Annotated in this window: 33 protein-coding genes; 25 read left to right on the top strand and 8 right to left on the bottom strand. The window is 60.1% G+C overall.

Annotated features, from left to right (window positions below):
- Positions 1-4: 4 nt before the first annotated feature.
- The 25 genes from rpsS to EGO55_RS01000 all read left to right on the top strand — a co-directional run bounded on the left by rpsS (position 5) and on the right by EGO55_RS01000 (position 15,656).
- Positions 5-280 (top strand): 30S ribosomal protein S19, encoded by a 276-nt coding sequence (rpsS, locus tag EGO55_RS01120; protein WP_021689141.1) that lies wholly within the window; start codon positions 5-7, stop codon positions 278-280.
- Positions 280-657 (top strand): 50S ribosomal protein L22, encoded by a 378-nt coding sequence (gene rplV / locus EGO55_RS01115; RefSeq protein ID WP_021689140.1) that lies wholly within the window; start codon positions 280-282, stop codon positions 655-657. Before rpsS ends, rplV begins: the two co-directional genes overlap by 1 nt.
- A gap of 3 nt (positions 658-660) precedes the next feature.
- On the top strand, positions 661-1,371 hold the full coding sequence (rpsC, locus tag EGO55_RS01110) for a 30S ribosomal protein S3 (protein ID WP_021689139.1): 711 nt from the start codon (positions 661-663) through the stop codon (positions 1,369-1,371).
- Between the two features lie 5 nt (positions 1,372-1,376).
- Positions 1,377-1,811: a 50S ribosomal protein L16 gene (gene rplP / locus EGO55_RS01105; RefSeq protein ID WP_021689138.1), complete on the top strand. Its 435-nt coding sequence runs from the start codon at positions 1,377-1,379 to the stop codon at positions 1,809-1,811.
- Positions 1,808-2,014 (top strand): 50S ribosomal protein L29, encoded by a 207-nt coding sequence (gene rpmC, locus EGO55_RS01100; protein WP_040715016.1) that lies wholly within the window; start codon positions 1,808-1,810, stop codon positions 2,012-2,014. Before rplP ends, rpmC begins: the two co-directional genes overlap by 4 nt.
- Positions 2,015-2,024: 10 nt before the next feature.
- Positions 2,025-2,318: a 30S ribosomal protein S17 gene (rpsQ, locus tag EGO55_RS01095; RefSeq protein ID WP_021689136.1), complete on the top strand. Its 294-nt coding sequence runs from the start codon at positions 2,025-2,027 to the stop codon at positions 2,316-2,318.
- Between the two features lie 57 nt (positions 2,319-2,375).
- Positions 2,376-2,744: a 50S ribosomal protein L14 gene (gene rplN / locus EGO55_RS01090; RefSeq protein WP_021689135.1), complete on the top strand. Its 369-nt coding sequence runs from the start codon at positions 2,376-2,378 to the stop codon at positions 2,742-2,744.
- Positions 2,744-3,064 (top strand): 50S ribosomal protein L24, encoded by a 321-nt coding sequence (rplX, locus tag EGO55_RS01085; RefSeq protein ID WP_021689134.1) that lies wholly within the window; start codon positions 2,744-2,746, stop codon positions 3,062-3,064. Before rplN ends, rplX begins: the two co-directional genes overlap by 1 nt.
- The gene (gene rplE, locus EGO55_RS01080; RefSeq protein WP_021689133.1) at positions 3,057-3,635 is read left to right on the top strand and encodes a 50S ribosomal protein L5; all 579 of its coding nucleotides are present in this window, start codon (positions 3,057-3,059) and stop codon (positions 3,633-3,635) included. Before rplX ends, rplE begins: the two co-directional genes overlap by 8 nt.
- Positions 3,636-3,674: 39 nt before the next feature.
- Positions 3,675-3,980, top strand: coding sequence for a 30S ribosomal protein S14 (gene rpsN / locus EGO55_RS01075; protein WP_021689132.1), 306 nt, complete (start codon positions 3,675-3,677; stop codon positions 3,978-3,980).
- A 10-nt stretch (positions 3,981-3,990) separates the two neighbouring features.
- Entirely contained in the window at positions 3,991-4,386 is a 396-nt protein-coding gene (gene rpsH / locus EGO55_RS01070; protein WP_021689131.1) for a 30S ribosomal protein S8, read from the top strand.
- Positions 4,386-4,919: a 50S ribosomal protein L6 gene (rplF, locus tag EGO55_RS01065; RefSeq protein WP_021689130.1), complete on the top strand. Its 534-nt coding sequence runs from the start codon at positions 4,386-4,388 to the stop codon at positions 4,917-4,919. Before rpsH ends, rplF begins: the two co-directional genes overlap by 1 nt.
- Position 4,920: 1 nt before the next feature.
- Positions 4,921-5,259, top strand: a complete 339-nt coding sequence (gene rplR, locus EGO55_RS01060) for a 50S ribosomal protein L18 (protein WP_021689129.1) — start codon at positions 4,921-4,923, stop codon at positions 5,257-5,259.
- 2 nt (positions 5,260-5,261) lie between these two features.
- The gene (gene rpsE / locus EGO55_RS01055) at positions 5,262-5,990 is read left to right on the top strand and encodes a 30S ribosomal protein S5 (RefSeq protein ID WP_040715015.1); all 729 of its coding nucleotides are present in this window, start codon (positions 5,262-5,264) and stop codon (positions 5,988-5,990) included.
- Positions 5,991-5,996: 6 nt separating this feature from the next.
- A complete protein-coding gene (gene rpmD, locus EGO55_RS01050) occupies positions 5,997-6,173 on the top strand; it encodes a 50S ribosomal protein L30 (protein ID WP_021689127.1) in 177 nt (58 codons plus the stop codon).
- A gap of 87 nt (positions 6,174-6,260) precedes the next feature.
- Complete coding sequence (gene rplO, locus EGO55_RS01045) at positions 6,261-6,752, top strand: 50S ribosomal protein L15 (RefSeq protein ID WP_021689126.1); 492 nt, start codon at positions 6,261-6,263, stop codon at positions 6,750-6,752.
- A 117-nt stretch (positions 6,753-6,869) separates the two neighbouring features.
- Positions 6,870-8,234: a preprotein translocase subunit SecY gene (gene secY, locus EGO55_RS01040; protein WP_021689125.1), complete on the top strand. Its 1,365-nt coding sequence runs from the start codon at positions 6,870-6,872 to the stop codon at positions 8,232-8,234.
- A gap of 34 nt (positions 8,235-8,268) precedes the next feature.
- Positions 8,269-8,916, top strand: a complete 648-nt coding sequence (locus tag EGO55_RS01035; RefSeq protein WP_021689124.1) for an adenylate kinase — start codon at positions 8,269-8,271, stop codon at positions 8,914-8,916.
- Between the two features lie 299 nt (positions 8,917-9,215).
- Positions 9,216-9,584 carry a 30S ribosomal protein S13 gene (gene rpsM, locus EGO55_RS01030; protein ID WP_021689123.1) on the top strand — a complete coding sequence of 123 codons (369 nt, stop codon included), beginning with the start codon at positions 9,216-9,218 and terminating at the stop codon, positions 9,582-9,584.
- A 56-nt stretch (positions 9,585-9,640) separates the two neighbouring features.
- On the top strand, positions 9,641-10,030 hold the full coding sequence (gene rpsK, locus EGO55_RS01025; protein WP_021689122.1) for a 30S ribosomal protein S11: 390 nt from the start codon (positions 9,641-9,643) through the stop codon (positions 10,028-10,030).
- Positions 10,031-10,141: 111 nt separating this feature from the next.
- Positions 10,142-11,197, top strand: a complete 1,056-nt coding sequence (locus EGO55_RS01020) for a DNA-directed RNA polymerase subunit alpha (protein WP_021689121.1) — start codon at positions 10,142-10,144, stop codon at positions 11,195-11,197.
- 117 nt (positions 11,198-11,314) lie between these two features.
- On the top strand, positions 11,315-11,734 hold the full coding sequence (gene rplQ / locus EGO55_RS01015; RefSeq protein ID WP_021689120.1) for a 50S ribosomal protein L17: 420 nt from the start codon (positions 11,315-11,317) through the stop codon (positions 11,732-11,734).
- Positions 11,735-11,893: 159 nt separating this feature from the next.
- The gene (locus EGO55_RS01010; RefSeq protein WP_040715075.1) at positions 11,894-14,020 is read left to right on the top strand and encodes a prolyl oligopeptidase family serine peptidase; all 2,127 of its coding nucleotides are present in this window, start codon (positions 11,894-11,896) and stop codon (positions 14,018-14,020) included.
- 113 nt (positions 14,021-14,133) lie between these two features.
- Entirely contained in the window at positions 14,134-14,739 is a 606-nt protein-coding gene (locus tag EGO55_RS01005; RefSeq protein WP_021689118.1) for a hypothetical protein, read from the top strand.
- Between the two features lie 149 nt (positions 14,740-14,888).
- Positions 14,889-15,656 carry a hypothetical protein gene (locus EGO55_RS01000; protein ID WP_021689117.1) on the top strand — a complete coding sequence of 256 codons (768 nt, stop codon included), beginning with the start codon at positions 14,889-14,891 and terminating at the stop codon, positions 15,654-15,656.
- 92 nt (positions 15,657-15,748) lie between these two features.
- Here the strand turns inward: EGO55_RS01000 and lpdA are convergent, their stop codons facing one another.
- The 8 genes from lpdA to EGO55_RS00960 form a co-directional block, all read right to left on the bottom strand.
- On the bottom strand, positions 15,749-17,152 hold the full coding sequence (lpdA, locus tag EGO55_RS00995) for a dihydrolipoyl dehydrogenase (RefSeq protein WP_021689116.1): 1,404 nt from the start codon (positions 17,150-17,152) through the stop codon (positions 15,749-15,751).
- A complete protein-coding gene (locus EGO55_RS00990; protein ID WP_021689115.1) occupies positions 17,152-17,436 on the bottom strand; it encodes a hypothetical protein in 285 nt (94 codons plus the stop codon). The genes lpdA and EGO55_RS00990 overlap by 1 nt, the downstream gene beginning before the upstream one ends.
- A 12-nt stretch (positions 17,437-17,448) precedes the next feature.
- Positions 17,449-18,675, bottom strand: coding sequence for a 2-oxoglutarate dehydrogenase complex dihydrolipoyllysine-residue succinyltransferase (gene odhB, locus EGO55_RS00985; RefSeq protein ID WP_021689114.1), 1,227 nt, complete (start codon positions 18,673-18,675; stop codon positions 17,449-17,451).
- Between the two features lie 29 nt (positions 18,676-18,704).
- On the bottom strand, positions 18,705-21,539 hold the full coding sequence (locus tag EGO55_RS00980; RefSeq protein ID WP_021689113.1) for a 2-oxoglutarate dehydrogenase E1 component: 2,835 nt from the start codon (positions 21,537-21,539) through the stop codon (positions 18,705-18,707).
- A gap of 119 nt (positions 21,540-21,658) precedes the next feature.
- Positions 21,659-22,549: a succinate--CoA ligase subunit alpha gene (gene sucD, locus EGO55_RS00975; RefSeq protein WP_021689112.1), complete on the bottom strand. Its 891-nt coding sequence runs from the start codon at positions 22,547-22,549 to the stop codon at positions 21,659-21,661.
- Between the two features lie 27 nt (positions 22,550-22,576).
- A complete protein-coding gene (gene mdh, locus EGO55_RS00970; RefSeq protein WP_021689111.1) occupies positions 22,577-23,539 on the bottom strand; it encodes a malate dehydrogenase in 963 nt (320 codons plus the stop codon).
- 334 nt (positions 23,540-23,873) lie between these two features.
- Positions 23,874-25,796, bottom strand: a complete 1,923-nt coding sequence (locus EGO55_RS00965) for a putative bifunctional diguanylate cyclase/phosphodiesterase (protein WP_040715073.1) — start codon at positions 25,794-25,796, stop codon at positions 23,874-23,876.
- A gap of 146 nt (positions 25,797-25,942) precedes the next feature.
- Positions 25,943-26,266: a hypothetical protein gene (locus EGO55_RS00960; RefSeq protein ID WP_021689109.1), complete on the bottom strand. Its 324-nt coding sequence runs from the start codon at positions 26,264-26,266 to the stop codon at positions 25,943-25,945.
- Positions 26,267-26,275 lie beyond the last annotated feature (9 nt).

Raw genomic sequence — 26,275 nt, 5'->3', positions numbered from 1 at the left:
GAGAATGGCTCGTTCCGTCTGGAAAGGTCCGTTTGTCGACCTTCACCTGCTGAAAAAAGCAGAAGATGCCCAGGAATCCGGTGCACGTTCGCCGATCAAGACCTGGTCGCGTCGTTCCACCGTCCTGCCGCAGTTCGTTGGCCTGACGTTCAACGTCTACAATGGTCACAAGTTCGTGCCGGTTTCGGTCAACGAAGAGATGGTCGGTCACAAGCTTGGTGAATTTGCGCCCACGCGCAGCTTCCCGGGTCACGCCGCCGACAAGAAGGGTAAGCGCTGATGAGCAAGCAGAAAGCTCCCCGCCGCGTCGCCGATAACGAGGCGCTGGCTGTTGGCACGACCATTCGCGGTTCGGCACAAAAGCTGAATCTCGTTGCTGGCCTGATCCGTGGCAAGAAGGCTGAGGATGCGTTGAACATTCTCAGCTTCTCGAAGCGGGCGATGGCACAGGACGCGAAGAAGGTTCTCGCTTCGGCGATCGCCAACGCGGAAAACAACCACAATCTGGATGTCGACTCGCTGGTCGTTGCGGAAGCAAGCGTCGGCAAGTCGGTGACCATGAAGCGTTTCCACACGCGGGGCCGTGGTAAATCCACGCGCATCCTTAAGCCGTTCAGCCGGCTGCGCATTGTGGTCCGCGAAGTCGAGGAGGCCTGATCCATGGGTCAGAAGAGCAATCCGATCGGCCTGCGTCTGCAGATCAATCGTACCTGGGACAGCCGCTGGTACGCCGAAGGGCGTGATTACAGCCAGCTGCTCAAGGAAGATCTCGAAATCCGCAAGTTCATCGTCGAAAACCTGCCGCAGGCAGCGATTTCGAAGGTGGTGATCGAACGCCCGGCCAAGCTGTGCCGCGTGTCGATCTATGCGGCCCGTCCCGGTGTGATCATCGGCAAGAAGGGCGCGGACATCGAAAAGCTGCGCGCCAAGCTGTCGAAGATGACCGCCAGCGAAGTGAAGCTGAACATCGTTGAAATCCGCAAGCCGGAAATCGATGCCAAGCTCGTTGCACAGGGCGTTGCCGACCAGCTGATCCGCCGCGTGGCTTTCCGCCGTGCGATGAAGCGGGCCGTGCAGTCTGCACTGCGTCTTGGCGCCGAAGGCATCAAGATCACGTGCGGTGGCCGTCTCGGCGGCGCGGAAATCGCTCGTGTGGAATGGTATCGCGAAGGTCGCGTGCCGCTGCACACGCTGCGTGCCAACGTCGACTATGCTGAAGCCGAAGCGCTGACCGCATACGGCATCATCGGTATCAAGTGCTGGATCTTCAAGGGTGAGATCCTCGGTCACGATCCGATGGCGCAGGACCGGCTGATGATGGAGGCACAGACCTCCGGCGTGCGTCCGGCACGTGATGACCGCAGGAACTAAGAGTCATGCTGCAACCTAAGAAAACCAAGTTCCGCAAGGCGTTCAAAGGCCGTATTCACGGCAACGCCAAGGGCGGCACGACGCTGAACTTCGGTTCGTATGGTCTCAAGGCCATGGAACCGGAACGTATCACCGCGCGTCAGATCGAAGCGGCTCGCCGCGCCATCACGCGTCACATCAAGCGCCAGGGTCGTCTCTGGATCCGCGTTTTCCCCGACGTGCCGGTTTCGAAGAAGCCTGCTGAAGTCCGTCAGGGTAAGGGCAAGGGTTCGATCGAATACTGGGCAGCACGTGTGAAGCCGGGCCGCATCCTGTTCGAACTCGACGGCGTTCCCGGTCCGCTGGCCGCCGTTGCCTTCGAACGCGCTGCGATGAAGCTGCCGATCAAGACCAAGGTCGTTGCCCGTCTGGGTGACACTTCGCACCTGGGAGCTGAATGATGGCCAAGACTGAAGACTTCCGCGCCAAGACTGACGATCAGCTGACCGCCGATCTGGTCGATCTCAAGCGTGAGCAGTTCAACCTGCGTTTCCAGGCAGCGACCAACCAGATCGAGCGTCCCGCCCGCATCAAGGAAGTGCGCCGCGAAATCGCGCGTATCAAGACGCTGCAGGGCGAGCGCGCCCGCGCTGGCAAGGCTTAAGGAACACACGATGCCGAAGCGTATTCTGATCGGGACCGTGGTCTCCGACAAGACCGACAAGACTGTCACGGTGCTTGTCGAGCGTAAGGTGAAGCACCCGCTGTACGGGAAGATCATCCGCCGCTCGAAGAAGTACCACGCCCATGACGAGGGCAATGTCTACAAGACTGGTGAAACCGTTCGCATCGAGGAAACTCGTCCGATCTCCAAGACCAAGACCTGGCAGGTGATCGAACGCGTTCAGGCGGGCAAGGGCCAGGCTGTGGAAGCCAACCTCGACGTTGAGGCCGCGGGCAACAACTGACGTTTTTTGGAACTGCCGGACTGGTTCCGGCAAGCCGAGTGAGAAGGAACCGGATCGATGATCCAGATGCAATCCAATCTCGACGTCGCGGACAACAGCGGCGCGAAGCGCGTCCAGTGCATCAAGGTGCTGGGCGGGTCTAAGCGCCGTACCGCAGGCGTCGGCGACGTGATCGTCGTCTCCATCAAGGAGGCGCAACCGCGTGCGCGCGTGAAGAAGGGTGACGTTCACCGTGCGGTGATCGTGCGCACCAAGAAGGACGTTCGCCGTCCCGATGGCAGCGTTATTCGCTTCGACAGCAATGCCGCAGTTCTCGTGAACAAGAACGAGGAGCCGATCGGCACCCGTATCTTTGGCCCGGTGGTGCGCGAACTGCGTGGCCGCGGCTTCATGAAGATCATTTCGCTTGCTCCGGAGGTGCTGTGATGGCTGCCGCGAAGATCAAGAAGGGCGACAGCGTCGTCGTTCGTTCCGGCAAGGACAAGGGCCGTACAGGTACGGTTCTTCAGGTTCTGCCGAAGGACGGTAAGGTCGTGGTGCAGGGCGTGAATATCGCTGCCCGTCACCGCAAGCCGAGCCAGACCAACCCGCAGGGCGGAATCGACCGTCGCGAAGCGCCGATGGCGATTTCGAAGGTCGCTCTGGCCGATCCGAAGGATGGCAAGCCTACCCGCGTCCGTTTCGAAGAAAAGGACGGCAAGAAGGTTCGCGTTGCCGTGAAGTCCGGGGAGACTATCGATGGCTGACAAGTACATCCCGCGTCTGCGCCAGCGTTATGACGCGGAAATCGCCAAGGCGATGACCGAAAAGTTCGGCTACTCGAACCCGATGGAAGTCCCCAAGCTCGAAAAGATCACGCTGAATATGGGCGTGGGCGAAGCGAGCCAGGACAAGAAGAAGGTTCAGACCGCCGCTGAAGAAATGGAATTGATTGCCGGCCAGAAGCCGGTGATCACCAAGGCCAAGAAGTCGATCGCACAGTTCAAGCTGCGCGAAGGCATGCCGATCGGTTGCAAGGTTACCCTGCGCCGCGAACGCATGTACGAATTCCTTGACCGTCTGGTGACCATTGCTATGCCGCGCATCCGCGACTTCCGTGGCCTCAACCCGAAGAGCTTCGACGGGCGTGGCAACTACGCGATGGGCGTCAAGGAACAGATCATCTTCCCCGAAATCAGCTATGATCGGATCGAAAAGGTCCGGGGTCTGGATATCATCGTCACCACCACCGCGAAGACCGACGAAGAAGCGCGCGAACTGCTGCGCCTGTTCGGTTTTCCGTTCCCGGCTGAAGCCGAACAGAAGGAAGCGGCGTGAGCCGCGCCCTGAAGCGATAGCGAAAGAGAGCTTAAGTCCATGGCGAAACTGAGTTCCATTAATAAGAACGAGCGGCGCAAGAAGCTTGTTCAGAAGTATGCGGCGAAATATGCCAAGCTGAAGGCCATTGCTGACGACCAGTCGGCTGATGAGACCGAACGCCTGATGGCCCGCCTCAAAATGGCGGAAATTCCGCGTAACGCTAACCCGACCCGCGTGCGCAATCGTTGCGCCACCACGGGTCGTCCGCGCGGCTATTATCGCAAGTTCGGGCTTTGCCGTATCGAACTGCGGGATCTGGGCAACAAGGGCCTGATTCCGGGCGTGACAAAGTCGAGCTGGTAAGGATCATCACATGGCATTGACCGATCCCCTGGGTGATATGCTCACCCGCATTCGCAACGGCCAGCGGGCGAAGAAGGACTCTGTCCTTTCGCCGGCGTCCAACCTGCGCACCCGCGTTCTCGAAGTTCTTCAGCGCGAAGGCTACATCCGTGGCTTCAGCGAAGACGAAACCGGCAAGCACAAGCAGCTGCGGATCGAACTGAAGTACTTCGAAGGCGAGCCTGCGATCAAGCATCTCGCCCGCGTTTCCAAGCCTGGCCGCCGGATCTATTCCGGCAGCAAGGAATTGCCGACGATCCGCAACGGTCTTGGCATCACCATCGTCTCGACGCCGCGTGGCGTGCTCTCGGATGCCGAAGCACGTGCACACAACGTCGGCGGCGAAGTGCTGGCGGAGGTGTTCTGATGAGCCGCATCGGCAAAAGGCCGGTTGCCATTCCGGGCGGCGTCAGCGCCGAAATCGCGAATGGCGCCCTCACCGTGAAGGGCCCCAAGGGCACGCTTACGCTGAGCCTGGCTGACGAAGTCACCTACGCAATCGAAGACGGCAGCATTTCGGTGCAGCCGGCCAACGATACCAAGCGTGCACGTTCGTTCTGGGGCATGCAGCGCACGCTGGTGTCGAACCTGATTGAAGGTGTGACCGCAGGTTTCACCAAGACGCTGGATATCACCGGTGTCGGTTATCGTGCGAACGCGCAGGGCAAGAAGCTGAAGCTTCAGCTCGGCTACAGCCACGATGTCGATCTCGATGTGCCGGAAGGTCTGGACGTGAAGACGCCTGATCAGACGACCATTGAAATCAGTGGTGTCGACAAGCAGCAGGTTGGTCAGTTCGCAGCTGAAATCCGTCGCTGGCGGAAGCCCGAACCCTACAAGGGCAAGGGTATCAAGTATCGCGGCGAATATATCTTCCGCAAGGAAGGGAAGAAGAAGTAAGATGGCCAAGCTTTCTCTTTTTGATCGTCGCCGTCGCCGCGTGCGCACGGCACTCAAGGCTCGTGCTGGTGGCCGTCCGCGGCTCTCGGTACATCGTTCCGGCAAGCACATCTACGCGCAGATCATCGACGATACTGCTGGCCGCACTGTGGCCGCAGCATCGACTCTCGGTGCGAAGGGCGGCAATGTGGAAGCGGCTGCCAAGGTCGGTGCCGATATCGCCGCTGCTGCAAAGCAGGCGGGCGTAACCACTGTCGTATTCGATCGCGGTGGCTTCCTGTTCCATGGCCGCGTCAAGGCGCTGGCTGACGCTGCGCGCGAAGGCGGGCTGGAGTTCTGATGATGGCTGACGAGAACAACAACCAAGAAACCCCCGTGGTCGAAACTGCGGCTCCCGAAGCGGCAGAAGCCGATACCGGTGGTCAGCAGCGTGAAGGTCGTGGCCGTGGTCGCGGCCGTGGCGGCGAACGCGGTGAAGGCCGTGGCCGTGGTCGCGGACGTGACGATCGTCGCGGTCGCAACCAGGAAGAAGAAGGTGAAGAGCTGATCGAAAAGCTCGTTCACATCAACCGTGTCTCGAAAACAGTGAAGGGCGGTAAGCGCTTCGGTTTCGCGGCACTGGTGGTTGTGGGCGACGGCTCGGGCCGCGTTGGCTTCGGTCATGGCAAGGCACGCGAAGTGCCGGAAGCCATCACCAAGGCAACTGCTTCCGCCAAGAAGAAGATGGTCCGCGTTCCGCTCAAGGAAGGCCGCACGCTGCATCATGACGGCAAGGGCCGTTATGGCGCGGGCAAGGTGAATGTCCGTTCGGCTCCGGCCGGTACGGGTATCATCGCCGGTGGTCCGATGCGCGCTGTCTTCGAAAGCTTGGGCGTGGCCGACGTGGTGACCAAGTCGGTCGGTACGTCGAACCCCTACAACATGATCCGCGCCACCTTTGACGCGCTGACCAACCAGACTTCGCCGAAGTCGGTGGCACAGCGTCGCGGCAAGAAGGTTGCAGACCTTCTCGGCCGTGGTGGTGCGAGCGAAGCCGAGGCGGAAGCCGACGCTGCGGCCATCGTGGAGTAATCGAACATGGCGAAGATCAAGATCAAGCAGATCGGTTCGCCGATCCGTCGTCCGGAAAAGCAGAAGCAGATTCTGATCGGTCTGGGCCTTGGCAAAATGCACAAGGTCGTTGAGATCGAGGACACTCCGGAAGTGCGTGGTGCGATCGCCAAGCTGCCGCATATGGTGGCTGTGGTCGACTGAGCCTCACAAGGTTGACGGAGAAGGCCCGGGCGAGTACCGGGCCTTCTCTATTTTTGGCGCGAACAAAGCGAAAGCGAGTGCATAATTATGAAACTCAATGAAATCCGTGATAACGCAGGTGCCCGTAAAGGTCGTATGCGCATTGGCCGTGGTATCGGTTCGGGCAAGGGCAAGACCGGTGGTCGTGGTCAGAAGGGTGCCAAGGCACGCTCGGGCGTTTCGATCAACGGCTTCGAAGGCGGTCAGATGCCGCTGCACATGCGCATTCCGAAGCGCGGCTTCAACAACATCTTCGCGAAGGACTACGCAGAAGTGAATCTGGGTCTGATCCAGAAGTTCATCGATGCCGGGAAGATCGACGTGAAGCAGGTTGTCGATCACGCTGCGCTGCAGGCAGCTGGTCTTGCCCGCGGCGGCAAGGATGGCGTGCGTCTGCTCGGCAAGGGCGAACTGACCGCCAAGGTGCAGTTCAAGGTTGCCGGTGCTTCGAAGGGCGCGGTTGCCGCGGTCGAAAAGGCTGGCGGTGCAGTCGAAGTGACGGTGCCGGCGAAAGCAGCCAAGGCTGACGCAGCCGAATAATTCGGGAAATTGCGCCAGGCGGGGGTTATGAAATCTCCGCCTGGTCGCTATATGGGCGGGCACTCACGAGGGTAGCCCGGTTTCAGGCTGGCGGCCCAGACAAGGTACATTGGTCCCATGGCATCACGCGCCGACAATCTTGCGAGCAATCTCAGTCTCGCCAACTTCTCCAAGGCGACGGAACTCAAGAAGCGTATCTGGTTTACGATCGGCGCTCTGATTGTATTCCGCTTTCTCAGCTTCGTGCCTTTGCCGGGCGTCAATCCGCTGATCCTTCAGGACCTCTACGCGCAGACGCGCGGCGGCATTCTCGATATTTTCAATACATTCTCGGGCGGCAGCCTTGAGCGCATGAGTCTCATTGCGCTCGGCGTCATGCCCTATATCACCGCTTCCATCGTGGTGCAGCTTGCCGCTTCGCTTCATCCGGCGCTTATGGCGCTGAAGAAAGAAGGCGAAAGCGGGCGCAAGAAGCTCAACCAGTACACGCGTTATGGCGCGGTGTTTCTCACGATCGTGCAGGGGTGGTTCATTGCCACCGGTCTCGAAGCCTATGGCGCGCAGAGCGGGATGCAGGCGGTTGTCGATCCGGGCTATATGTTCCGTATCGGCGCGGTGATCAGCCTTGTCGGCGGCACCATGTTCCTGCTGTGGCTGGGCGAACAGATCACCAGCCGTGGTATCGGCAATGGCGTTTCGCTGATCATTATGGCGGGCATTGTCGCCCAGTTCCCGACGTTTACGTCCAATCTTATGGGCCAGTACAGCTCGGGTGCGACCGGCAGCTTCACTATTGTCGCGATGATTCTCATGATCGTCAGCCTCATTTTGATCATCTCGTTCATGGAACGGGCGCAGCGGCGTCTGCTGATCCAGTATCCCAAGCGCGCCAGCCAACGCGGCATGATGCAGGCCGATCGTTCGCACCTGCCGCTGAAGCTCAACACCGCCGGCGTGATCCCGCCGATCTTTGCGAGCTCGCTGCTTCTGCTGCCGCTGACGATCAGCCAGTTTGCAGGCAATTCGGTCAATCCCGAATCCACGATGGGCAGCATCGTCGTGACGATGAATCAGTATCTCCAGCATGGGCAGCCGCTCTACATGACGCTGTACGCGCTGGGCATCGTGTTCTTTACATTCTTCTACACCGCGGTTGTCTTCAATCCTGAGGAAACGGCGGAGAACCTGAAGAAGAACGGTGGTTTCATTCCAGGTATTCGCCCGGGCAAGAACACCGCGAACTATCTGGATTACGTGCTGACCCGGATCACCGTGATCGGTGCGATCTATCTGACACTGGTCTGCGTAGCGCCGGAGTTTCTGCTGGCGGAGACGGGGGTTGCCCTGTTCTTCGGTGGCACGAGCCTGCTGATCGTGGTGAACGTCACGGTCGATACGATTACCCAGATCCAGTCGCATCTGCTCGCGCATCAGTACGGCGATCTGATCAAGAAAGCCAAACTCAAGGGCCGGCTTCGCTGAGCCCGCTTGGGGAAACTCAAACAGGGAGACCCACGTGAATATTATTCTTCTGGGACCGCCGGGGGCAGGGAAGGGCACCCAGGCGCAACGGCTTGTTGAGCGTTTCGGTATGCGTCAGCTTTCGACAGGCGACATGCTGCGCGCGGCAGTCAAGGCCGGGACCGCCGTGGGGCTGCAGGCAAAGGCGGTGATGGAAGCGGGCGAACTGGTTTCGGACGAAATCGTCTCCGCGCTGATTTCCGATGAACTTGCCGCGATGGGCGAGGGCACTGGCGTCATTTTTGACGGTTACCCCCGCACCGAAGCGCAAGCCGTGTCGCTGGATTCCCTTCTTGCGAGCCACGGGCGCAAGCTTGACCATGTGATCGAGCTTGACGTGAACGAGGATGCGCTGGTCGAGCGTATTACCGGGCGTTTCACCTGTGCGCAGTGTGGCAAGGGCTATCACGACACGTTCGAACAGCCAGTCACGCCGGGTGTGTGTGACAAGTGCGGTTCGACAGAGTTCAAGCGGCGGCCGGATGACAACGAGGAAACCGTCCGCACGCGTATGGCGGAATACCGCGCGAAGACCGCGCCGATCCTGCCGTTCTACGAACAGCGCGGAATTGTCTCGCGCGTGGACGGCATGGCGCAGATGGACGATGTGACCGCTCAAATCGAGTCGATCCTAAAGGGTTAGTCTCGCGATTTTTGACGCTTGCGCGTCCGTTTGTTATAGTCCCTTTATGACGGTGCCGCACAGGTTGTGCGGCACCCCATTGCGTCTGAAGTCCGATGTTGACCTTCTGGACGAATCGCCGTAAGCGGCCCATTCACTCGACAGTTCGGATGATTCCGGTTGGCCGTTGCCTGGTGCATGCCTCCGGTCATTGTCATTCTGGCCATTCGGATAATGTCGCAGTGTGCAAGCGTTGAGATAGGCGGTTGCGGCTTTCCCGTGATGGGATGTCGCCGCCTCCTGTGGAGCAGGAGAATTAAGTGGCTCGTATTGCCGGGGTAAATATCCCCACCAACAAGCGCGTGATTATCGCGCTCACCTACATTCATGGTATCGGCCCGAAATCGGCGAAGGATATCGCTGACAAGCTGGGTATTGATCACGCTCGGCGCGTTCAGGATCTTTCCGACGCTGAAGTGCTTCAGATCCGTGAAGCGATCGATGCGGAATTTACCGTTGAAGGTGACCTTCGTCGCGAAACTGCGATGAACATCAAGCGTCTTATGGACCTCGCATGCTATCGCGGCCTGCGTCATCGTAAGGGCCTGCCCGTTCGCGGTCAGCGCACCCACACCAACGCCCGCACCCGCAAGGGCAAGGCCAAGCCGATCGCTGGCAAGAAGAAGTAAGTCGGGCCGGGTAACCGGAACCGCTTTTCTTCCCTACTGAGGACAGGACACGAAATATGGCACGCGAACCACAGCGTATTCGGCGCCGCGAGCGTAAGAATATCACCAGCGGCGTTGCGCACGTCAACGCAAGCTTCAACAACACCATGATCACCATCACGGATGCACAGGGCAATGCGATCAGCTGGTCCAGCGCAGGCATGATGGGCTTCAAGGGTAGCCGCAAATCCACCCCTTATGCCGCGCAGGTTGCTGCAGACGACGCCGGCAAGAAGGCAGCGGAACATGGCGTGCGCACACTTGAAGTGGAAGTGAAGGGCCCTGGTTCGGGTCGCGAAAGCGCACTGCGCGCTCTCCAGGCGGTCGGTTTCACCATCACCTCGATCCGTGATGTGACCCCGATCCCGCACAATGGCGTGAGGCCTTCCAAGCGTCGCCGCGTCTGATTTGAACCTGTCTGGCGGCCTGACGAGGTCGCCATCCTTCGGATCGGCCGCGGTGCGCTCTCAAAGGCGTCCAGCGGCCGTTCCCGCCAGATAAAACCCTAGGGGAATTACATGTCCGTCAATATCAAGAACTGGCAGGAACTGAAGAAGCCCAACAGCCTCGATATCAAGCCCGGCGGTGACGGCAAGCGCAAGGCGACGTTCGTCGCGGAACCTCTGGAGCGTGGATTTGGTCTGACGCTCGGCAACGCGCTGCGTCGCGTTTTGCTTTCGTCGCTGCAGGGTGCGGCGATCACTTCGATCAAGATCGAAAACGTGCTGCACGAATTCTCGTCGCTGACCGGCGTTCGCGAAGACGTGACCGACATGGTTCTCAACGTGAAGCAGATCGCGTTGAAGATGGAAGGGGAAGGGGCCAAGCGCCTTCAGCTTTCCGTGACCGGTCCGGCCGAAGTGAAGGCGGGTGATATTGCCGTTTCCGGCGATATCGAGGTGATGAACAAGGATCTGGTGATCTGCCATCTCGATGAAGGCGCGACGCTGAACATGGAACTGACCGCCGACACCGGCAAGGGTTACGTTCCCGCTGTGCAGAATCGCCCGGCCGATGCGCCGGTTGGCCTGATTCCGGTTGATTCGCTTTATTCGCCGGTTCGCCAGGTCAGCTACAAGGTCGAGAACGCCCGCGTGGGTCAGGAACTCGATTACGACAAGCTTTCGCTCACCATCGAAACCGATGGCACCGTGACGCCGGAAGATGCCGTGGCCTATGCTGCGCGCATTCTTCAGGATCAGCTGGCGCTGTTCGTCCACTTCGAAGACGCGATCCCGCAGGGTCAGTCGCCGATGATTGGCGTGGCTGCCCAGCCGGAAGAAAGCGATGCGAACCAGCTCAACCGTTACCTTCTCAAGAAGGTCGATGAACTGGAACTGTCGGTGCGTTCGGCGAACTGCCTCAAGAACGACAACATCATCTACATCGGGGATCTGGTTCAGAAGACCGAAGCCGAAATGCTTCGCACCCCGAGTTTCGGCCGCAAGTCGCTCAACGAGATCAAGGAAGTCCTTTCCTCGATGGGCCTGCGCTTGGGTATGGATATCCCTGGCTGGCCGCCGGAAAATATCGAAGAAATGGCCAAGAAGCTCGAACAGGAACTTCTCGGTTAATCGGTCTCTCGCCCCGGCTTCGGTCGGGGCGGACCATCAGGGGATACAGGCTGACCCCGAAAACAGCCGGTACCGGGCTACCTGATACGGGCCCCTTACGAACGAAGGAAGTGAATCATGCGTCATAAAATTGCTGGCCGTAAGCTGCAGCGTAAGTCCGGCCACCGCGCCGCTCTTCTGCGCAACCTGGCCGCATCGCTGATCAAGCACGAGCAGATCCTGACCACCACGCCGAAGGCGAAGGAACTGCGTCCTTACGTTGAAAAGCTCATCTCGCTCGCCAAGCATGGCGGCCTGTCGAACCGTCGTCTGGCGCACAGCCGGTTGATGGACGACGCGCAGGAGCAGAAGCTGTTCGACGTTCTGGCAGAGCGCTACAAGGATCGTGAAGGCGGTTACACCCGCGTGATCAAGGCTGGCATCCGCGCTTCGGACGCTGCCCCGATCGCGATCATCGAACTGGTCGACCGCGATGTCGATGCCAAGGGCAAGGACAGCGGTCCGGTTGCCAACGAAGAAGAACTTGCCGACGCCTGATCGGTTTTCTCTTCGATGACCCATTGAAAGGGCGGTTGCGGATGCTAGCTTCGCAACCGCCCTTTTCATTTGGAGCTCGATATGCGCTCGCTCACGCGCCCCGTTGCCGGTGCGCTCGTTCTTTCGCTGGCTACAGTTCAGTTGGCGATCGCTGCCGATATGGCCAACCCCGTTTCAGCCGGAGCCGCGCCTGTGCCCGCGACCAACCCAGCCATCACCTATCCACAAACCCGCCGCGATAATGTGAACGACGTGCTTTTTGGCGAGACGATCGCCGATCCCTATCGCTGGCTGGAAAACGATGTTCGTAATACGCCCGAGGTCGCCGACTGGGTTGCCCGTGAAAACGTCGTGACCGACGCCTATCTCAGGACGCTGCCGGGCCGGGCGTGGTTTTCCGAAAAGATTGGCCAGCTCATGAATTATGAGCGGTTTTCGATCCCGGTGAAGGCTGGCGGGCAATACTTCTACGAACGCAACGAAGGGCTGCAGAACCAGCCCCAGTTGTTCGTGCGCAAGGGCCTGAATGGCAAGCCCCGGTTGCTGCTGGACCCGGTGCAATGGTCGAAGGATGGCACAAGCGCACTCGATGCCTGGAAGCCATCGCCTGATGGCCGCTACGTTCTTTACAGCGTGCAGGAAGACGGCAGTGATTGGCGCAGGCTGGAAGTGCTCGACGTGCGGACGGGCAAGCGCCTGTCGGATACCGTGCGCTGGGCGAAGTTCACCAGTCTGGCCTGGGTGGGGGAAGAAGGCTTTCTCTATTCCCGTTTTCCGGAACCGGAAGGCGGGCAGGATTTTCAGGCGCTCAATTACAATCAGGCGGTCTATTTCCATCGTCTGGGCACCGATCAGAGTGTGGATGAACGCGTCTTCGCAACGCCTGACCACAAGGAGCGCAGCCATACCGCAGAGGTGACTTATGACGGGCGCTGGGCGGTTATCACAAGCGCGATCGGCACCGATTCGAAATATGAAGTGCACGCCATCGATTTGGCGAAGCGTGCGCAGAAGGGCTGGTTCGCCCGGCCTTTGATCACGGGCTTCGATAACGCGTGGAATCTGATCGAGGGTACCGGTGGGGTGCTGTGGTTTACCACCAACGAGGATGCGCCGCGTTTCCGGATTGTTGCGATCGATCTCGATGCGGGGGCCCCGCGCTGGTACGAAGTGGTGCGTCAGTCACCGGAAACGATCAATGCGGCTTCGCTGGTGGGTAATCGGCTTGTCGTGTCTTATCTCAAGGATGCCGCATCGCGGGCCCTGATCTTCGAACTTGGTGGCACGCGGGTGGATGAAATCCGGCTCAACGGATTGGGTACTGCGAACGGGTTCACCGGCAAGCCGGGCGATCCCGAGACGTTCTACAGTTTCGCCAGTTTCAACCGGCCTGCCGGAATCTATCGGATGGATCTGGCCACAGGCCGGATGCAACCCTTCGCCTTGCCGAAGCTGACTTTCGATCCGGATGCCTATGCGGTGGAGCAACGGTTTTTCACGTCCAAGGACGGCACCAATGTGCCGATGTTCGTGGTGCGCAAACGCAGTGTGGCAGAAGCGGGCAAGGCCGTGCCGACCATGCTTTATGGGTATGGCGGTTTCGACGTATCGGTGACCCCGGGATTTTCCGCCGTGCGGATGGCCTGGCTGGAAGCGGGCGGGGCTTTCGCACTGGCGAACATTCGTGGTGGGGGCGAATATGGCAAGGCGTGGCATGATGCGGGCCGTCTGGCCAACAAGCAGAACGTTTTCGACGATTTTATTGCCGCTGGCGAATATTTGAAGCGGGAAGGGATTACTTCGCCCGATGGTCTGGCGATCGAAGGACGGTCGAACGGTGGCCTGCTGATGGGGGCGGTGACGAATCAGCGCCCGGATTTGTTCAATGCGGTGCATGCGGCCGTCGGCGTAATGGATATGTTGCGGTTCGACCGCTGGACCGCGGGGCGATATTGGGTGGATGATTACGGCCATCCGGATCGGAAAGAAGACTTCACCATCCTGCGTTCCTATTCCCCCTATCACAACATTCGCGCGGGGGTGGATTACCCGGCGATCATTGTGACAACCGCAGATACGGATGACCGCGTGGTGCCTGGCCACAGCTTCAAATATGCAGCAGCCCTGCAGGCGGCGCCCATTGGTAACAAGCCACATCTGATCCGCATCGAAACCGGGGCCGGGCACGGGTCAGGCAAGCCGACAGACAAGCAGATCGCGGAAGGCGCCGATGTGCTGGCGTTCCTCGCCCGGTGGACGGGTCTGGATGTTCGTTCAGAAAAATAATCCGGTTCATGAACGGATGCTGTCGACCGGGTTCAGCATTTCCATACCTGCGATTCGCTAGAAGCCGTTCCATGGTCGGGGGTATGGCTCGACCGTTGAAAAGGATTAATGCGATGAAGACCATGTCCAAAGCTCTGATCGGGACCGTCGCCGCAGGTGCGATGGCTGTCACGTCTGCTTCGCCCGCCATGGCCCGTGATCGTGATCGCGGCGATGGCATTGGTGCCGGTGAAATCATCGCCGGTGCGCTGGTTATCGGTGGTATCGCCGCGATTGCCTCATCCGCATCGCGTGACCGCGGCTACGATCGCAACTACGACCGCAATAATGACCGCTATGGTTATCGCGATGACTATTCGCGTTATGGCTATCGCGATCGGGACGATTACAACCGTCGCGGCAATCCGCGGCAGGCGGTGGAAATGTGTGTCCGTTCGGCTGAACGCGATGCATCCCGGCACAGCTATGGCAATGCCAAGGTCACCGATGTTCGCGATATCAAGCGCACCAACGGCGGATATACCGTCAAGGGACGTATCGCGGTGAACAACATGGGTCGCGACTGGCGCTCTGGCGACCGGGCTTATGGCCGGGGCTGGAACAACGACTATCGTGGCTGGAACAACCGCTATCGTGGTTATGACGCGGGCAGCTTCACCTGCAAGGTGCGCTACGGCCGGGTGACCGAAATCGATTACAAGAACATTCGCGGCCTGTAACATCTGCTGCGAGGAACAGATGTGGCCCGGATTTCTCGAAATCCGGGCCATGTTTCAAACCGATCATTCAGATCACCGTAAGTATCGCACGTGTAATCCGGCATGATGCAGCGCTCTGGGCTTTGCTGCTTCTTTTGAAAGGTCTTGGAATGGGCCGTTTTTCCTCACGTTTTGCTGCTTTCACCGCTCTTGCTGCATCGGTTTCGATGGCGGCAACCCCGGCAATCGCCGCCCCTTTGCCGGTTGTGGCGCAATCGCCTGCACCGGCCTTCGCCGTGTTGCATGCGCAGGCGGACGACGGGTCGGTTGTCGAAAACAGCCGTGGCTGGGGACGCTATCCGTCCTATGGCCGGTACAAGCGCCATCGCGGCGGTATTGATGGCGGCGATGTTCTGGCCGGCGTTCTGATATTGGGCGGGATCGCCGCAGTGGCCGCCGCAGCCAGCAATTCGAAAAAGGACAGCGACTATCGGGATCGCGATTATCGCGGTGACGATTATCGTGCCGATAACGATGGCTATCGGACCAGCGATCCCGACTATCGCGGTGATGACTACAACTATCGTCAGAGCCAGGATGGCACCTATTCGCAGGGTCGGGGCATTGACGGCGCCGTGGATCAATGCGTGGCCGAAGTGGAACGCAAGGATAGTGTCGACAATGTCGAAGGGGTCCAGCGTTCCGGCAATGGCTGGAGCGTGAACGGCACGCTTCGCGACGGACGCAGTTTCTCGTGCGCCATCGATTCCGGCGGACGCATCGGTGGCATCCGTTACAGCGGTGACAGCGCGTCGATGGATTATCGTTCCGGGGATGACCGCTATGGCGATGCATCCCCCGACAATGGGCAGTGGAGCGATGATGCCTATGCCCGGGCGCGCGACGCGCAGGGACCGGTCTATCGCGACGGTATCTGATCGCGCACGAACTGATGAAAAAAGGGGGAGGCCGCGACGGTCTCCCCCTTTTTGTATGTCGATTTCACCCGGCGGGCCGGCGTGATTACCCGTCACATATGGATGGGCTTGCCCCGCACAGCCATTGCCGCTTCCTTGATGGCTTCGGAATGTGTCGGGTGTGCGTGGCAGGTATAGGCGATGTCTTCCGACAGGGCGCCGAATTCCATGGCCTGCGCAACCTGTGCAATCATTGTTCCGGCGACCGAGGCAATAACCCAGGTGCCCAGAACCCGATCGGTTTTCGCATCGGCGATCACTTTCACAAAGCCGTCCGGTTCGCGGTTGGTCTTGGCGCGACTGTTGGCCATCATCGGGAACTTGCCGACCTTGATGTCGAAGCCCGCTTCCTTGGCGGCTTCTTCGGTCAGACCGACACCAGCGATTTCCGGGGTGGTGTAGACCACGCTGGGGATTACCGCATGGTTCACGATGCCGATCTGCCCGGCGATGTTTTCCGCAACGGCAATGCCTTCGTCTTCCGCCTTGTGCGCCAGCATCGGGCCGGGGATCACGTCGCCAATGGCCCAGACGCCATCGACCTTGGTGCGGAAATCGTGGTCGGTTTCAATCTGGCCGCGTTGATTCAGCGCCAGACCGATCGCCTCGAGATTAAGGCCATCGACATTCGGGCGACGGCCAATGGCAACCAGAACGCAATCGGCTTCGAGCGTTTCCGCAGTGCCACCAGCAGCCGGTTCGAGCGTGAGAATGGCTTTCTTGCCTTTGACCTCGGCCGCGGTGACCTTGGTTCCCAGCTTCAGTTCCATGCCCTGCTTCTTGAAGATCTTGGCGGCTTCCTTGCGGACGTCGCCGTCCATGCCGGGAAGCAGGGCATCGAGAAATTCGACCACAGTGACGTCTGCGCCAAGGCGCCGCCAGACCGAGCCGAGTTCCAGTCCGATCACGCCGCCGCCAATCACCACGAGCTTCTTGGGGACAGCAGCCAGGGCCAGAGCGCCGGTTGAATCGACGATAATGCCCTTGTCGTTATCGACAGCAACGCCTGGCAGGGGGGTGACCGACGAACCGGTGGCGATCACCACATTCTTCGCGGTCCAGGACTTTCCGGCCACTTCGACCGTATGGGCATCCTTGAACGCGCCGAGGCCCTTGAGCCATTCGACCTTGTTCTTCTTGAACAGGTATTCGATACCGCCGGTCAGTTCCTTGACGGCGGTTGCCTTTTCACCCTGCAGCGTGGCCACGTCGATTTCGACCTTGCCGGTCTTCACACCGAACTTGGCAAGCGTGCCATCGTGTGCTTCTTCGAACAGTTCCGACCCGTGTAGCAGGGCCTTGGAAGGGATGCAGCCCACGTTGAGGCAGGTGCCGCCAAGGGTTTCGCGGGATTCGACACAGGCCGTCTTGAGGCCGAGCTGCGCGGCACGGATAGCTGCCACATAACCGCCGGGGCCGGCACCGATGACAAGAACGTCGTAGTCGTATTCAGCCATTATCGTTGCACCGTTTTGTTCGCGCACGCCTCGATGATCGGCATGATCTCGTCTTGCGACAGAGCCAGCTTTTCACGCGTGCTGTACTTTGCGTTGATTTCGTCGATCGTACAGGCGCAGGCCCGCGCTGCGAGCGGGGGCGGTGCACCGGTCTTGACGGCAGAGCTGACGCAGGAGCTGCGAAACTCCTCGTCGAAGCTTTTGTTCAGAGACTCCTCGCCCGCCGTGCCGCAGCCGCTGATCAGGGCGGCAAGGCCTGGCAGAACAAGGAGTCCGATACGCATCAGGCCAGATCCTTAGAGGTCGATGAGAATCCGTGTGGGATCTTCGATCGCTTCCTTGATGGTTTTCAGCGCAGTCACTGCTTCACGGCCATCGATGATACGGTGATCGTAAGACAGCGCAATGTACATCATCGGACGGATGACAATTTCGCCATTGCGGACAACCGGCCGATCCTCGATGCGGTGCAGGCCAAGCACGGCCGACTGCGGAGGATTGATGATCGGGGTCGACATCAGGCCGCCGAACACACCGCCATTGGAAATCGTGAAGGTCCCGCCCTTCATGTCTTCCATGGTCAGCGTGCCTTCCTTGGCCTTCTTGCCGTAGTCGGCAATCGCCTTCTCGATCCCGGCAAAGCCCAGCTTGTCACAATCGCGCACGACCGGAACAACAAGGCCATTGGGGGCGGAGACCGCGATCGAGATATCGACGAAATCGTGATAGAGGATTTCGTTGCCATCGATCTGCGCGTTGACTGCCGGAATATCCTTGAGCGCCAGCACGGATGCCTTGGCGAAGAACGACATGAAGCCAAGCTTGATGCCGTGCTTCTTCTGGAACACGTCCTTGTACTTCTCGCGTGCTTCGATGACGGCCGACATGTCGACATCGTTGAAAGTGGTGAGAAGGGCGGCATCGTTCTGTGCGCTTTTCAGGCGCTTGGCGATCGTCTGGCGCAGGCGCGTCATCTTGACGCGTTCGACATTGCGGCCAGCCGCCGGAACGGCAGACGATGGCGCGCCGGCTGCCGCAGTGCTGGCTGGGGCAGGGGCTTCCGTATCCTTGGCCTTGGCCGCCGCGATCACGTCTTCCTTGGTCAGACGGCCATCCTTGCCCGAACCTTTGATCGTCGACGGATCGACACCGTGTTCGAGCACCGCGCGGCGGACCGCCGGGGATAGTGTCTGCGAGGCGTCCGCATCCTGAGGCGCCGCCGTTGCGGGGGCGGTGGCAGCGGGTGCCGCAGCCGCATCCTTGGCGGCCGGCGCAGCGCCAGCGCCGCCTTCGGTCAGCAGGGCGATAACCGCGCCGACTTCCACGGTGTCACCAACGGCGACTTTCTGTTCGGTCAGCACACCATCAAAGGGCGCGGGCACTTCCACCGCGACTTTGTCGGTTTCGAGGCTGACGATGGGTTCGTCTGCCTTCACCGCTTCGCCGGGCTGCTTCAGCCATTCGCCCACGGTTGCTTCGGTAACCGATTCACCCAGTACGGGGACTTTGACTTCGATCGACATGGTTTGTCTTCCCTGTCCAGTCAGGACGTCTATTCGCCGTTATCGGCGGGATGAAAGCTGTGCTTGGGTTGTTCGCCGCCGGGCAGACCCAGTGCGTGATTGACCAGAGCCTGCTGCTGCTGCGCGTGGCGTTTGGCCAGACCCGTTGCCGGCGAGGCCGAAGGAAGGCGCCCGGCATAGGACGGCCGCATGCCAGTCTTGCCCGCAGCGTTGAGCGCCACTTCGATCGGATGCTCCACAAAGAACCATGCGCCATTGTTGCGCGGTTCTTCCTGGCACCAGACCACCTCTTCGAGATTGGTCATCGCAGCGAGACGTTCGGTCAGCGGCTTGCCCGGGAACGGGTAAAGCTGTTCCAGGCGGACAATGGAGACATCGTCCAGCCCTTCGGCATCGCGTTTCTCGATCAGGTCATAGGCGACCTTGCCCGAACAGAGCACCAGACGGCGAATCTTGTCGTCAGGGATCGTTTTCGTGTCGCTGACAATGCGGCGGAAGTGGCTGTCGCCGACAAATTCGTCCGCTGCGCTTTTCGCCATCGGGTGACGCAGAAGCGATTTCGGCGCCATGATGATCAGCGGCTTGCGGAACGGACGCAACATCTGCCGGCGCAGAACGTGGAAATAGTTCGCCGGGACAGTGATGTTGCAAACCTGAAGGTTATCGTCGGCGCAGAGCTGCAGGAACCGTTCAAGCCGGGCGGAACTGTGTTCCGGGCCCTGGCCTTCATAGCCATGGGGCAGCAGGAGAACGAGACCGTTCGCCCGCAGCCACTTGGCTTCGCCCGCAGCCACATACTGATCGATTACGATCTGCGCGCCATTGGCGAAGTCGCCAAACTGCGCTTCCCACAGAACCAGCGTTTTCGGATCGGCCGAAGCGAAACCATATTCGAAGCCAAGCACCCCGTATTCGGACAAGGTGCTGTCGTAGACTTCGAACTTGCCATGCGGCAGCGTGGCCAGCGGGACGTATTTGTGTTCGTCCTTCTGGTCGATCCAGATAGCGTGCCGTTGGCTGAAAGTGCCGCGGCCGGAATCCTGCCCTGACAGACGGACGCCGAAGCCTTCCATGGTCAGGCTGCCGAAAGCGAGTGCTTCGGCGGTGGCCCAGTCGAACCCTTCGCCATCCTCGAACATCTTGCGCTTGGCTTCGATCACGCGCCCAAGCGTTTTGTGGATGGTGAGATCGTCCGGAACAGTCGTCAGCGTGCGGCCCAGGCTTTCGAACAGCTTGGGCTCGATCGCTGTCGCCACGTTGCGGCGCGCGGTTTCAGGATCGGCAGGCTTGTGGAGGCCCGACCAGCGTCCACCGAACCAGTCGGCTTCGTTCGCCTTGTAATTCTTGCCAGCCTCAAACTCGTCATCGAGCAGTTTCACGAAATCGCTCGTGGTCTGCGCGATATAGTCGTCGTCGATGACGCCTTCGGCTTTCAGCCGATCGGCGTAGATGGCGCTGACCGGTGGATGCTGGCGAATGCGATCGTACATCAGCGGCTGTGTGAAGCCCGGTTCATCGCCTTCGTTGTGCCCGAAACGGCGGTAACACCACATATCGATCACGATATCGCGCTTGAACATCTGGCGATACTCGACCGCCAGTTTGCAGGCGAAGGTGACCGCTTCCGGATCGTCGCCGTTGATGTGCAGGATCGGGGCCTGCACGCCTTTCGCCACATCCGACGGATAGGGCGAATTGCGCGCGAACTTGGGGCTGGTGGTGAACCCGATCTGGTTGTTGATGATGAAGTGGATACAGCCGCCGGTGGAATAGCCGCGCACGCCGGACAGGCCGAAGCATTCCCACACGATGCCCTGGCCGGCGAAGGCCGCGTCGCCATGGATCAACACCGGCATGACCTGTTCATGCTTGTCGAGATCGTCGTGGAACGCCTGCTGCGCGCGGACCTTGCCCAGCACGACACCGTCAACGGTTTCGAGATGGCTGGGATTCGGGACCAGCGACATGTGCACCGAAATGCCGTCGAATTCACGGTCGGTGCTGGTGCCGAGGTGATACTTCACGTCACCCGAACCGCCGACATCGTCAGGGTTGGCGCTGCCGCCGGAAAATTCGTGGAAGATCACCCGGTACGGCTTCGCCATGACGTTGGCGAGCACGTTAAGGCGGCCGCGATGCGCCATGCCGTAAACGATTTCACGCACGCCCAGCTGGCCGCCATACTTGATGACCGCTTCCAGTGCCGGGATCATCGATTCGCCGCCATCAAGGCCGAAGCGCTTGGTGCCGACATATTTCTTCCCGAGGAATTTTTCGTACTGTTCCCCGCGGATCACAGCCGAAAGAATGGCCTTCTTGCCCAGCACGGTGAAGTCGATCGACTTGTCCGCACCTTCCATGCGATCCTGAAGGAAACGGCGTTCCTCCACATCGGATATGTGCATGTATTCGAGGCCGACCTTGCCGCAATAGTTGGCGCGCAGAATCTGCACCAGCTGCCGCGGTGTGCTCCACTCGAGGCCGAGTGCGCCGCCGACGTAAACCGGCTTGTCGAGAGCCGCACCGACAAAGCCGTAATATTCGGGTGTCAGGTCTGCGGGAAGATCGCGGGTTGAAAGGCCCAGTGGATCGAGATCCGCAGCAAGATGGCCGCGCACCCGATAGGTGCGGATCAGCAGCATCGCGCGGATGGATTCGTCTGCGGCCTGCGCGATGGCGGTTTCGTCCAACGCCTTTTCCGCTTTCGCGGCGGACTGCTTGATCGCCAACTGCATCGCAGTGGGGTCCAGCGCCTGCGTGAATTCGTCTTCGTCCGCGCCGCCAACCAGCGGCCAGCGCGCGTTCTGCCATGACGGGCCCTGTTGCGGACCATCGGGCAGGAAATCGTGGCTTTCGTTACCCATAGGGGTCACCTCTGGATGCTGGACTGCTTGTCAGTCCGGCAAATGACAATGTCCCAACCGCGTTTGCGCTCCCGGGGAAGGGGAGGAGCCCCTGCCGCAGCAGGGGCTCTATCTTTGGCTCAGACGAGTTCCTTGAGGAGACCGTCGAGCGTTTCGCCGAGAAGCGAGGGCGAGGGCGAGACGCGGATGCCCGCTTCTTCCATCGCCGCAATCTTGTCTTCTGCGCCGCCCTGGCCACCGGAGACGATGGCACCGGCATGGCCCATGCGACGGCCCGGAGGCGCCGTACGGCCCGCGATGAAGCCAACCATCGGCTTCTTGCGGCCACGCTTCGCTTCGTCCTTGAGGAACTGGGCTGCTTCTTCTTCAGCGCTGCCGCCGATTTCACCGATCATGATGATCGACTTGGTTTCGTCGTCAGCAAGGAAGAGTTCCAGCACGTCGATGAAGTTGGTGCCGTTGACCGGGTCACCGCCGATGCCGACAGCCGTCGTCTGGCCAAGACCGATGTTGGTGGTCTGGAACACGGCTTCGTACGTCAGCGTACCCGAACGGCTGACCACGCCAACCGAACCCTTCTTGAAGATCGAGCCCGGCATAATGCCGATCTTGCATTCATTCGGGGTCAGAACGCCGGGGCAGTTCGGGCCGATCAGGCGCGATTTCGAACCCTGCAGGGCGCGCTTCACGCGCACCATGTCGAGAACGGGGATGCCTTCGGTGATCGCAACGATCAGTTCCATTTCCGCATCGATCGCTTCGAGGATCGAATCCGCTGCGAACGGCGGCGGAACGTAGATGCACGAAGCGGTCGCGCCGGTCACGGCCTTGGCTTCTGCAACAGTGTTGAAGTTGGGCAGGCCGATGTGGGTCGTGCCGCCCTTGCCGGGGGTCACGCCGCCAACCATCTGGGTGCCGTATGCCAGCGCCTGTTCGGTGTGGAAGGTGCCGGTGGCACCGGTCATCCCCTGGGTGATGACCTTGGTGTTCTTGTCAATGAGAATGGACATGGGAAACTCCTGGGGAGACGAAAGGGATCAGGCCAGCGAGCTGTCGATGCCCTTGCAGGCATCAAGCAGTTCCTTGACCGCGTCGACGGAAACCTGGAAGTTGGTCTTGGCTTCGGCGTCGAGTTCGATCTCGACAACCTTTTCCACGCCGCCAGCGCCGATCTGAACCGGAACGCCAACATAGAGACCGTCGACGCCGTACTGGCCATCGACATAGGCTGCACAGGGCAGAATGCGCTTCTGGTCGTTAAGATAGGCTTCCGCCATGGCAATGCCCGAAGCAGCCGGAGCGTAGAAAGCCGAACCTGTTTTGAGCAGACCGACGATTTCGCCGCCGCCCGAACGGGTGCGCTGCACGATCGCGTCGATGCGTTCCTTCGTCGACAGACCCATCTTGACGAGGTCGGGGACGGGGATGCCGTTGACGGTCGAGTATTCCACAACCGGAACCATGGTGTCGCCGTGGCCGCCGAGCACAAAAGTGTTCACGTCGCGGATCGAGACGTTGAATTCCTGTGCAAGGAAGGTGGTGAAGCGTGCCGAATCGAGCACGCCAGCCATGCCGACCACCTTGTTGTGGGGCAGGCCAGAGAATTCGCGCAGCGCCCAGACCATCGCGTCGAGCGGATTGGTGATGCAGATCACGAATGCGTCAGGGGCGTTGTTCTTGATGCCTTCGCCGACCGACTTCATCACCGAGAGGTTGATGCCGAGAAGGTCGTCACGGCTCATGCCGGGCTTGCGGGCAACGCCGGCGGTGACGATGATAACGTCTGCGCCCGCGATGTCGGCATAGTCGTTGGTGCCGGTGATCTTGGCGTCAAAGCCTTCGACCGGGCCGCACTGCGACAGGTCCAGAGCCTTGCCCTGGGGAACGCCTTCGACAACGTCGAACAGGACGATGTCGCCCAGTTCTTTCTGTGCTGCGAGGTGAGCAAGGGTGCCGCCGATGTTACCGGCGCCGATAAGGGCGATTTTCTTGCGAGCCATGATGAGTGGATTTCCTTCCCGTTTGGAGGGCATTTCAGGCATATGGGCAAGCCGCGCGCCAACAGGGCGGCGGGACCCGGCTAACCGCGTCGCCCTAGGCTCGTCCGACACCTATTGCAACCGCCAAAAACCGCCACCGGGCAACTATCTTTAATAATGCATCGCAAGAGCGTTAAACCGGCAATTCGTCGCTGCATTGTGGCGTCTCGTCCGGCCATTCCGCGCTGGCGGGTCTCTCATCCGCGGGCCCGTGAATGCCATGCAGGCATCGCGGTAGAATTGCCTGATATATGCGTTGGTGCGATTGTCGGCGGGCGCCCGCCGGAGCCGGTGCTTAAAGAACCTGTTGACGTGGTTCGTGCTCGTCGCGTTCCCGCGCGAGAAGCATCACGGCGAGATAGTCCGGAACGGCGCGGCTGAAGTAATAGCCCTGACCGAGGTTACAGCCCGCATCGCGAACGGCGTTGACCTGTTCCACGGTTTCGAGACCTTCGGCGACGATATCCATCTCGAGCGTGGAACCCATTTTGGCCACGGCCCGGATAATGGCTTCGCTTTTGCGGCCCACGTTCGGACCCGATACGAAGCTTCTGTCGACCTTGATTTTCTTGAAGGGAAATTTGTTGATGTAGCCGAGCGAGGAAAAGCCGGTGCCGAAATCGTCGAGAGCGAAGCGCACGCCGAGCGCCGAGAGTTCATCCATGAAACGCCCGGTATTCTCATCGTCGTCGAGAAACAGGCTTTCCGTGACTTCCAATTCCAGCCTGCTCGGGTCGAGCCCCGCTTCGCGCAAGGCATTGTGGATGCCCAGTGCGGCACCGGGCGCACGAATTTGGGCTGGCGAAAGATTGACGGCCACGCTGACGTCCTCGGGCCATTGCGCGCAGGCTTTTGCAGCTTGCGACGTGATCCAGTTGCCCAACGTGATGATAACGCCGGTTTCTTCTGCCACAGGGATGAATTCATCCGGCCGCAGTTCGCCCTTTTCGGGATGGAACCAGCGCACCAGCGCTTCGAACGCGCGGATGCGCCCTGTTTCAAGATCGACAATCGGCTGGAAGAAGATCGACAGTTCATCGCGCTGGATCGCAGCGCGCAATTCCGCCTCGATTTCCCGCCGCCGCACGAGATCGCGCGTCATGGCTGCGTCGAAGAAGCTCACCGTCTGCCCCCCTCCGACTTTGGCGTGATAAAGCGCAAGGTCGGCGCATTGCATCAGTGTTGCGATATCGGCGCCATCGTCCGGAAGCAGGGCCACGCCGAGTGAAGCGCCCACGGTCAACCGTTCGCCATCGAGGCGGAACGGACGACTGATTTCGCCGAGGACATGACTGGCGATATCTTCGGCCTGTTTGCGGGCGTCGATTTCGCACACCATAATGAATTCATCGCCACCAAAACGGGCGAGTGTTGCGCTTTTCGGGGCTTGTTCGGTCAGGCGTTTGGCGACTTCCGCCAAAACCTTGTCGCCGACGGGATGCCCGAGCGTGTCGTTCACTTCCTTGAAGCGATCGAGGTCCGCCCACAGCAGCATCAGCTTCCGGTCCGCAGGCAGGGCGAGGGATTTTTCGGTCAGTTCGTGATTGAGGCCAGCGCGATTGGCGATGCCGGTGACGACGTCGGTACGGGCCAGTATCTGCATGCGTTCGGCCAGTTCCGCGTTGTTCTGCGCTTCGGTAATCGATTGGCGCAGGGTACCGAACACATTGAGAGAAATCGACATCATTGCCGGGACCAGCAGGGTTACGGTTATCGCAAGAACGATGTAGGCGAGCGAGCCCACATAGAACAACGCGATGATCACCGGCACGAGGGAGAGAAACAACTGCCCGATGGCAATGTTCGGCCGCCCGGCGTTGCGGGCCGCGATTCCGGTGCCGTAACAGAGCGCAACGGCAACCGTCATCACCTGCACATGGCCATTGACCTGTAGCCCGATGGAAAGCGCCGCGATCAGGCCCAGCATGATGGAATAGCTGAAAGCGCCGATTTCGTAAGCCGTTTCCCAGCGCCGGGCATGTTCCGGCAGAATCGTCTGACGACCGATCCAGTGGCTCAGGGCTACACGGGTTACCGCGATCAGGATAAGGAGAATGCTTGCAACAACGAGCAGGCGATTGTCGGTGACATAAGCCGCGATGACAGCGGATGCCACACCGTTGATAGCGCCGATCGCAAGACTGGTGGGTTGCGTATAGAGCGTCCCGAGAAGGAGCGCACGAACGCGGTCATCGACCGGGTCGTTGCCCTCTCTCAAACGGGCCAGCAATGTCTGCAACCGTTTAATGGTTTCGCTCCTGTTCGCACATGCCTTGCCCGGTTACAGGCAAAGCGTAACCGACTAGTTAACAGGCCGGTTACCAAGGTGCGGGCAGCGGTGGGCCGGGGCCGTGTGCAATTCGGTTATATGGCGCTATTGCGTGGGTCGGGATCGATCAGACTGGCGAGTTGGCGCGCCATATGCGTGTCCAGTTGCCGGCAGATTTCCAACCACCAGCCATAGGCTTCCCGATCGCCGGAAAAGAACGCATCTCTGGCCCGGTCGCGTGCGTGCTGGGGGGCATTGAGGCCAAATTCGGCGAAGTGCTGCAAGGCGGCATGCATCATGAGGTCATGTTTGCCGGCGGTAGCGTTATCATTGCACGCCGGACGCAATTCAGGGCGCGTCAGTGCACGTGCCACGGGAGATTTCCGGGCATCGCGCGCAGCGGCAAAATGGATGGTCATTACAGGCCT

Origin of the sequence: Caenibius tardaugens NBRC 16725 (assembly GCF_003860345.1) — a bacterium.
Taxonomy (GTDB): Bacteria; Pseudomonadota; Alphaproteobacteria; order Sphingomonadales; family Sphingomonadaceae; genus Caenibius; species Caenibius tardaugens.
This window is presented reverse-complemented; position numbering and strand designations above follow the sequence as displayed.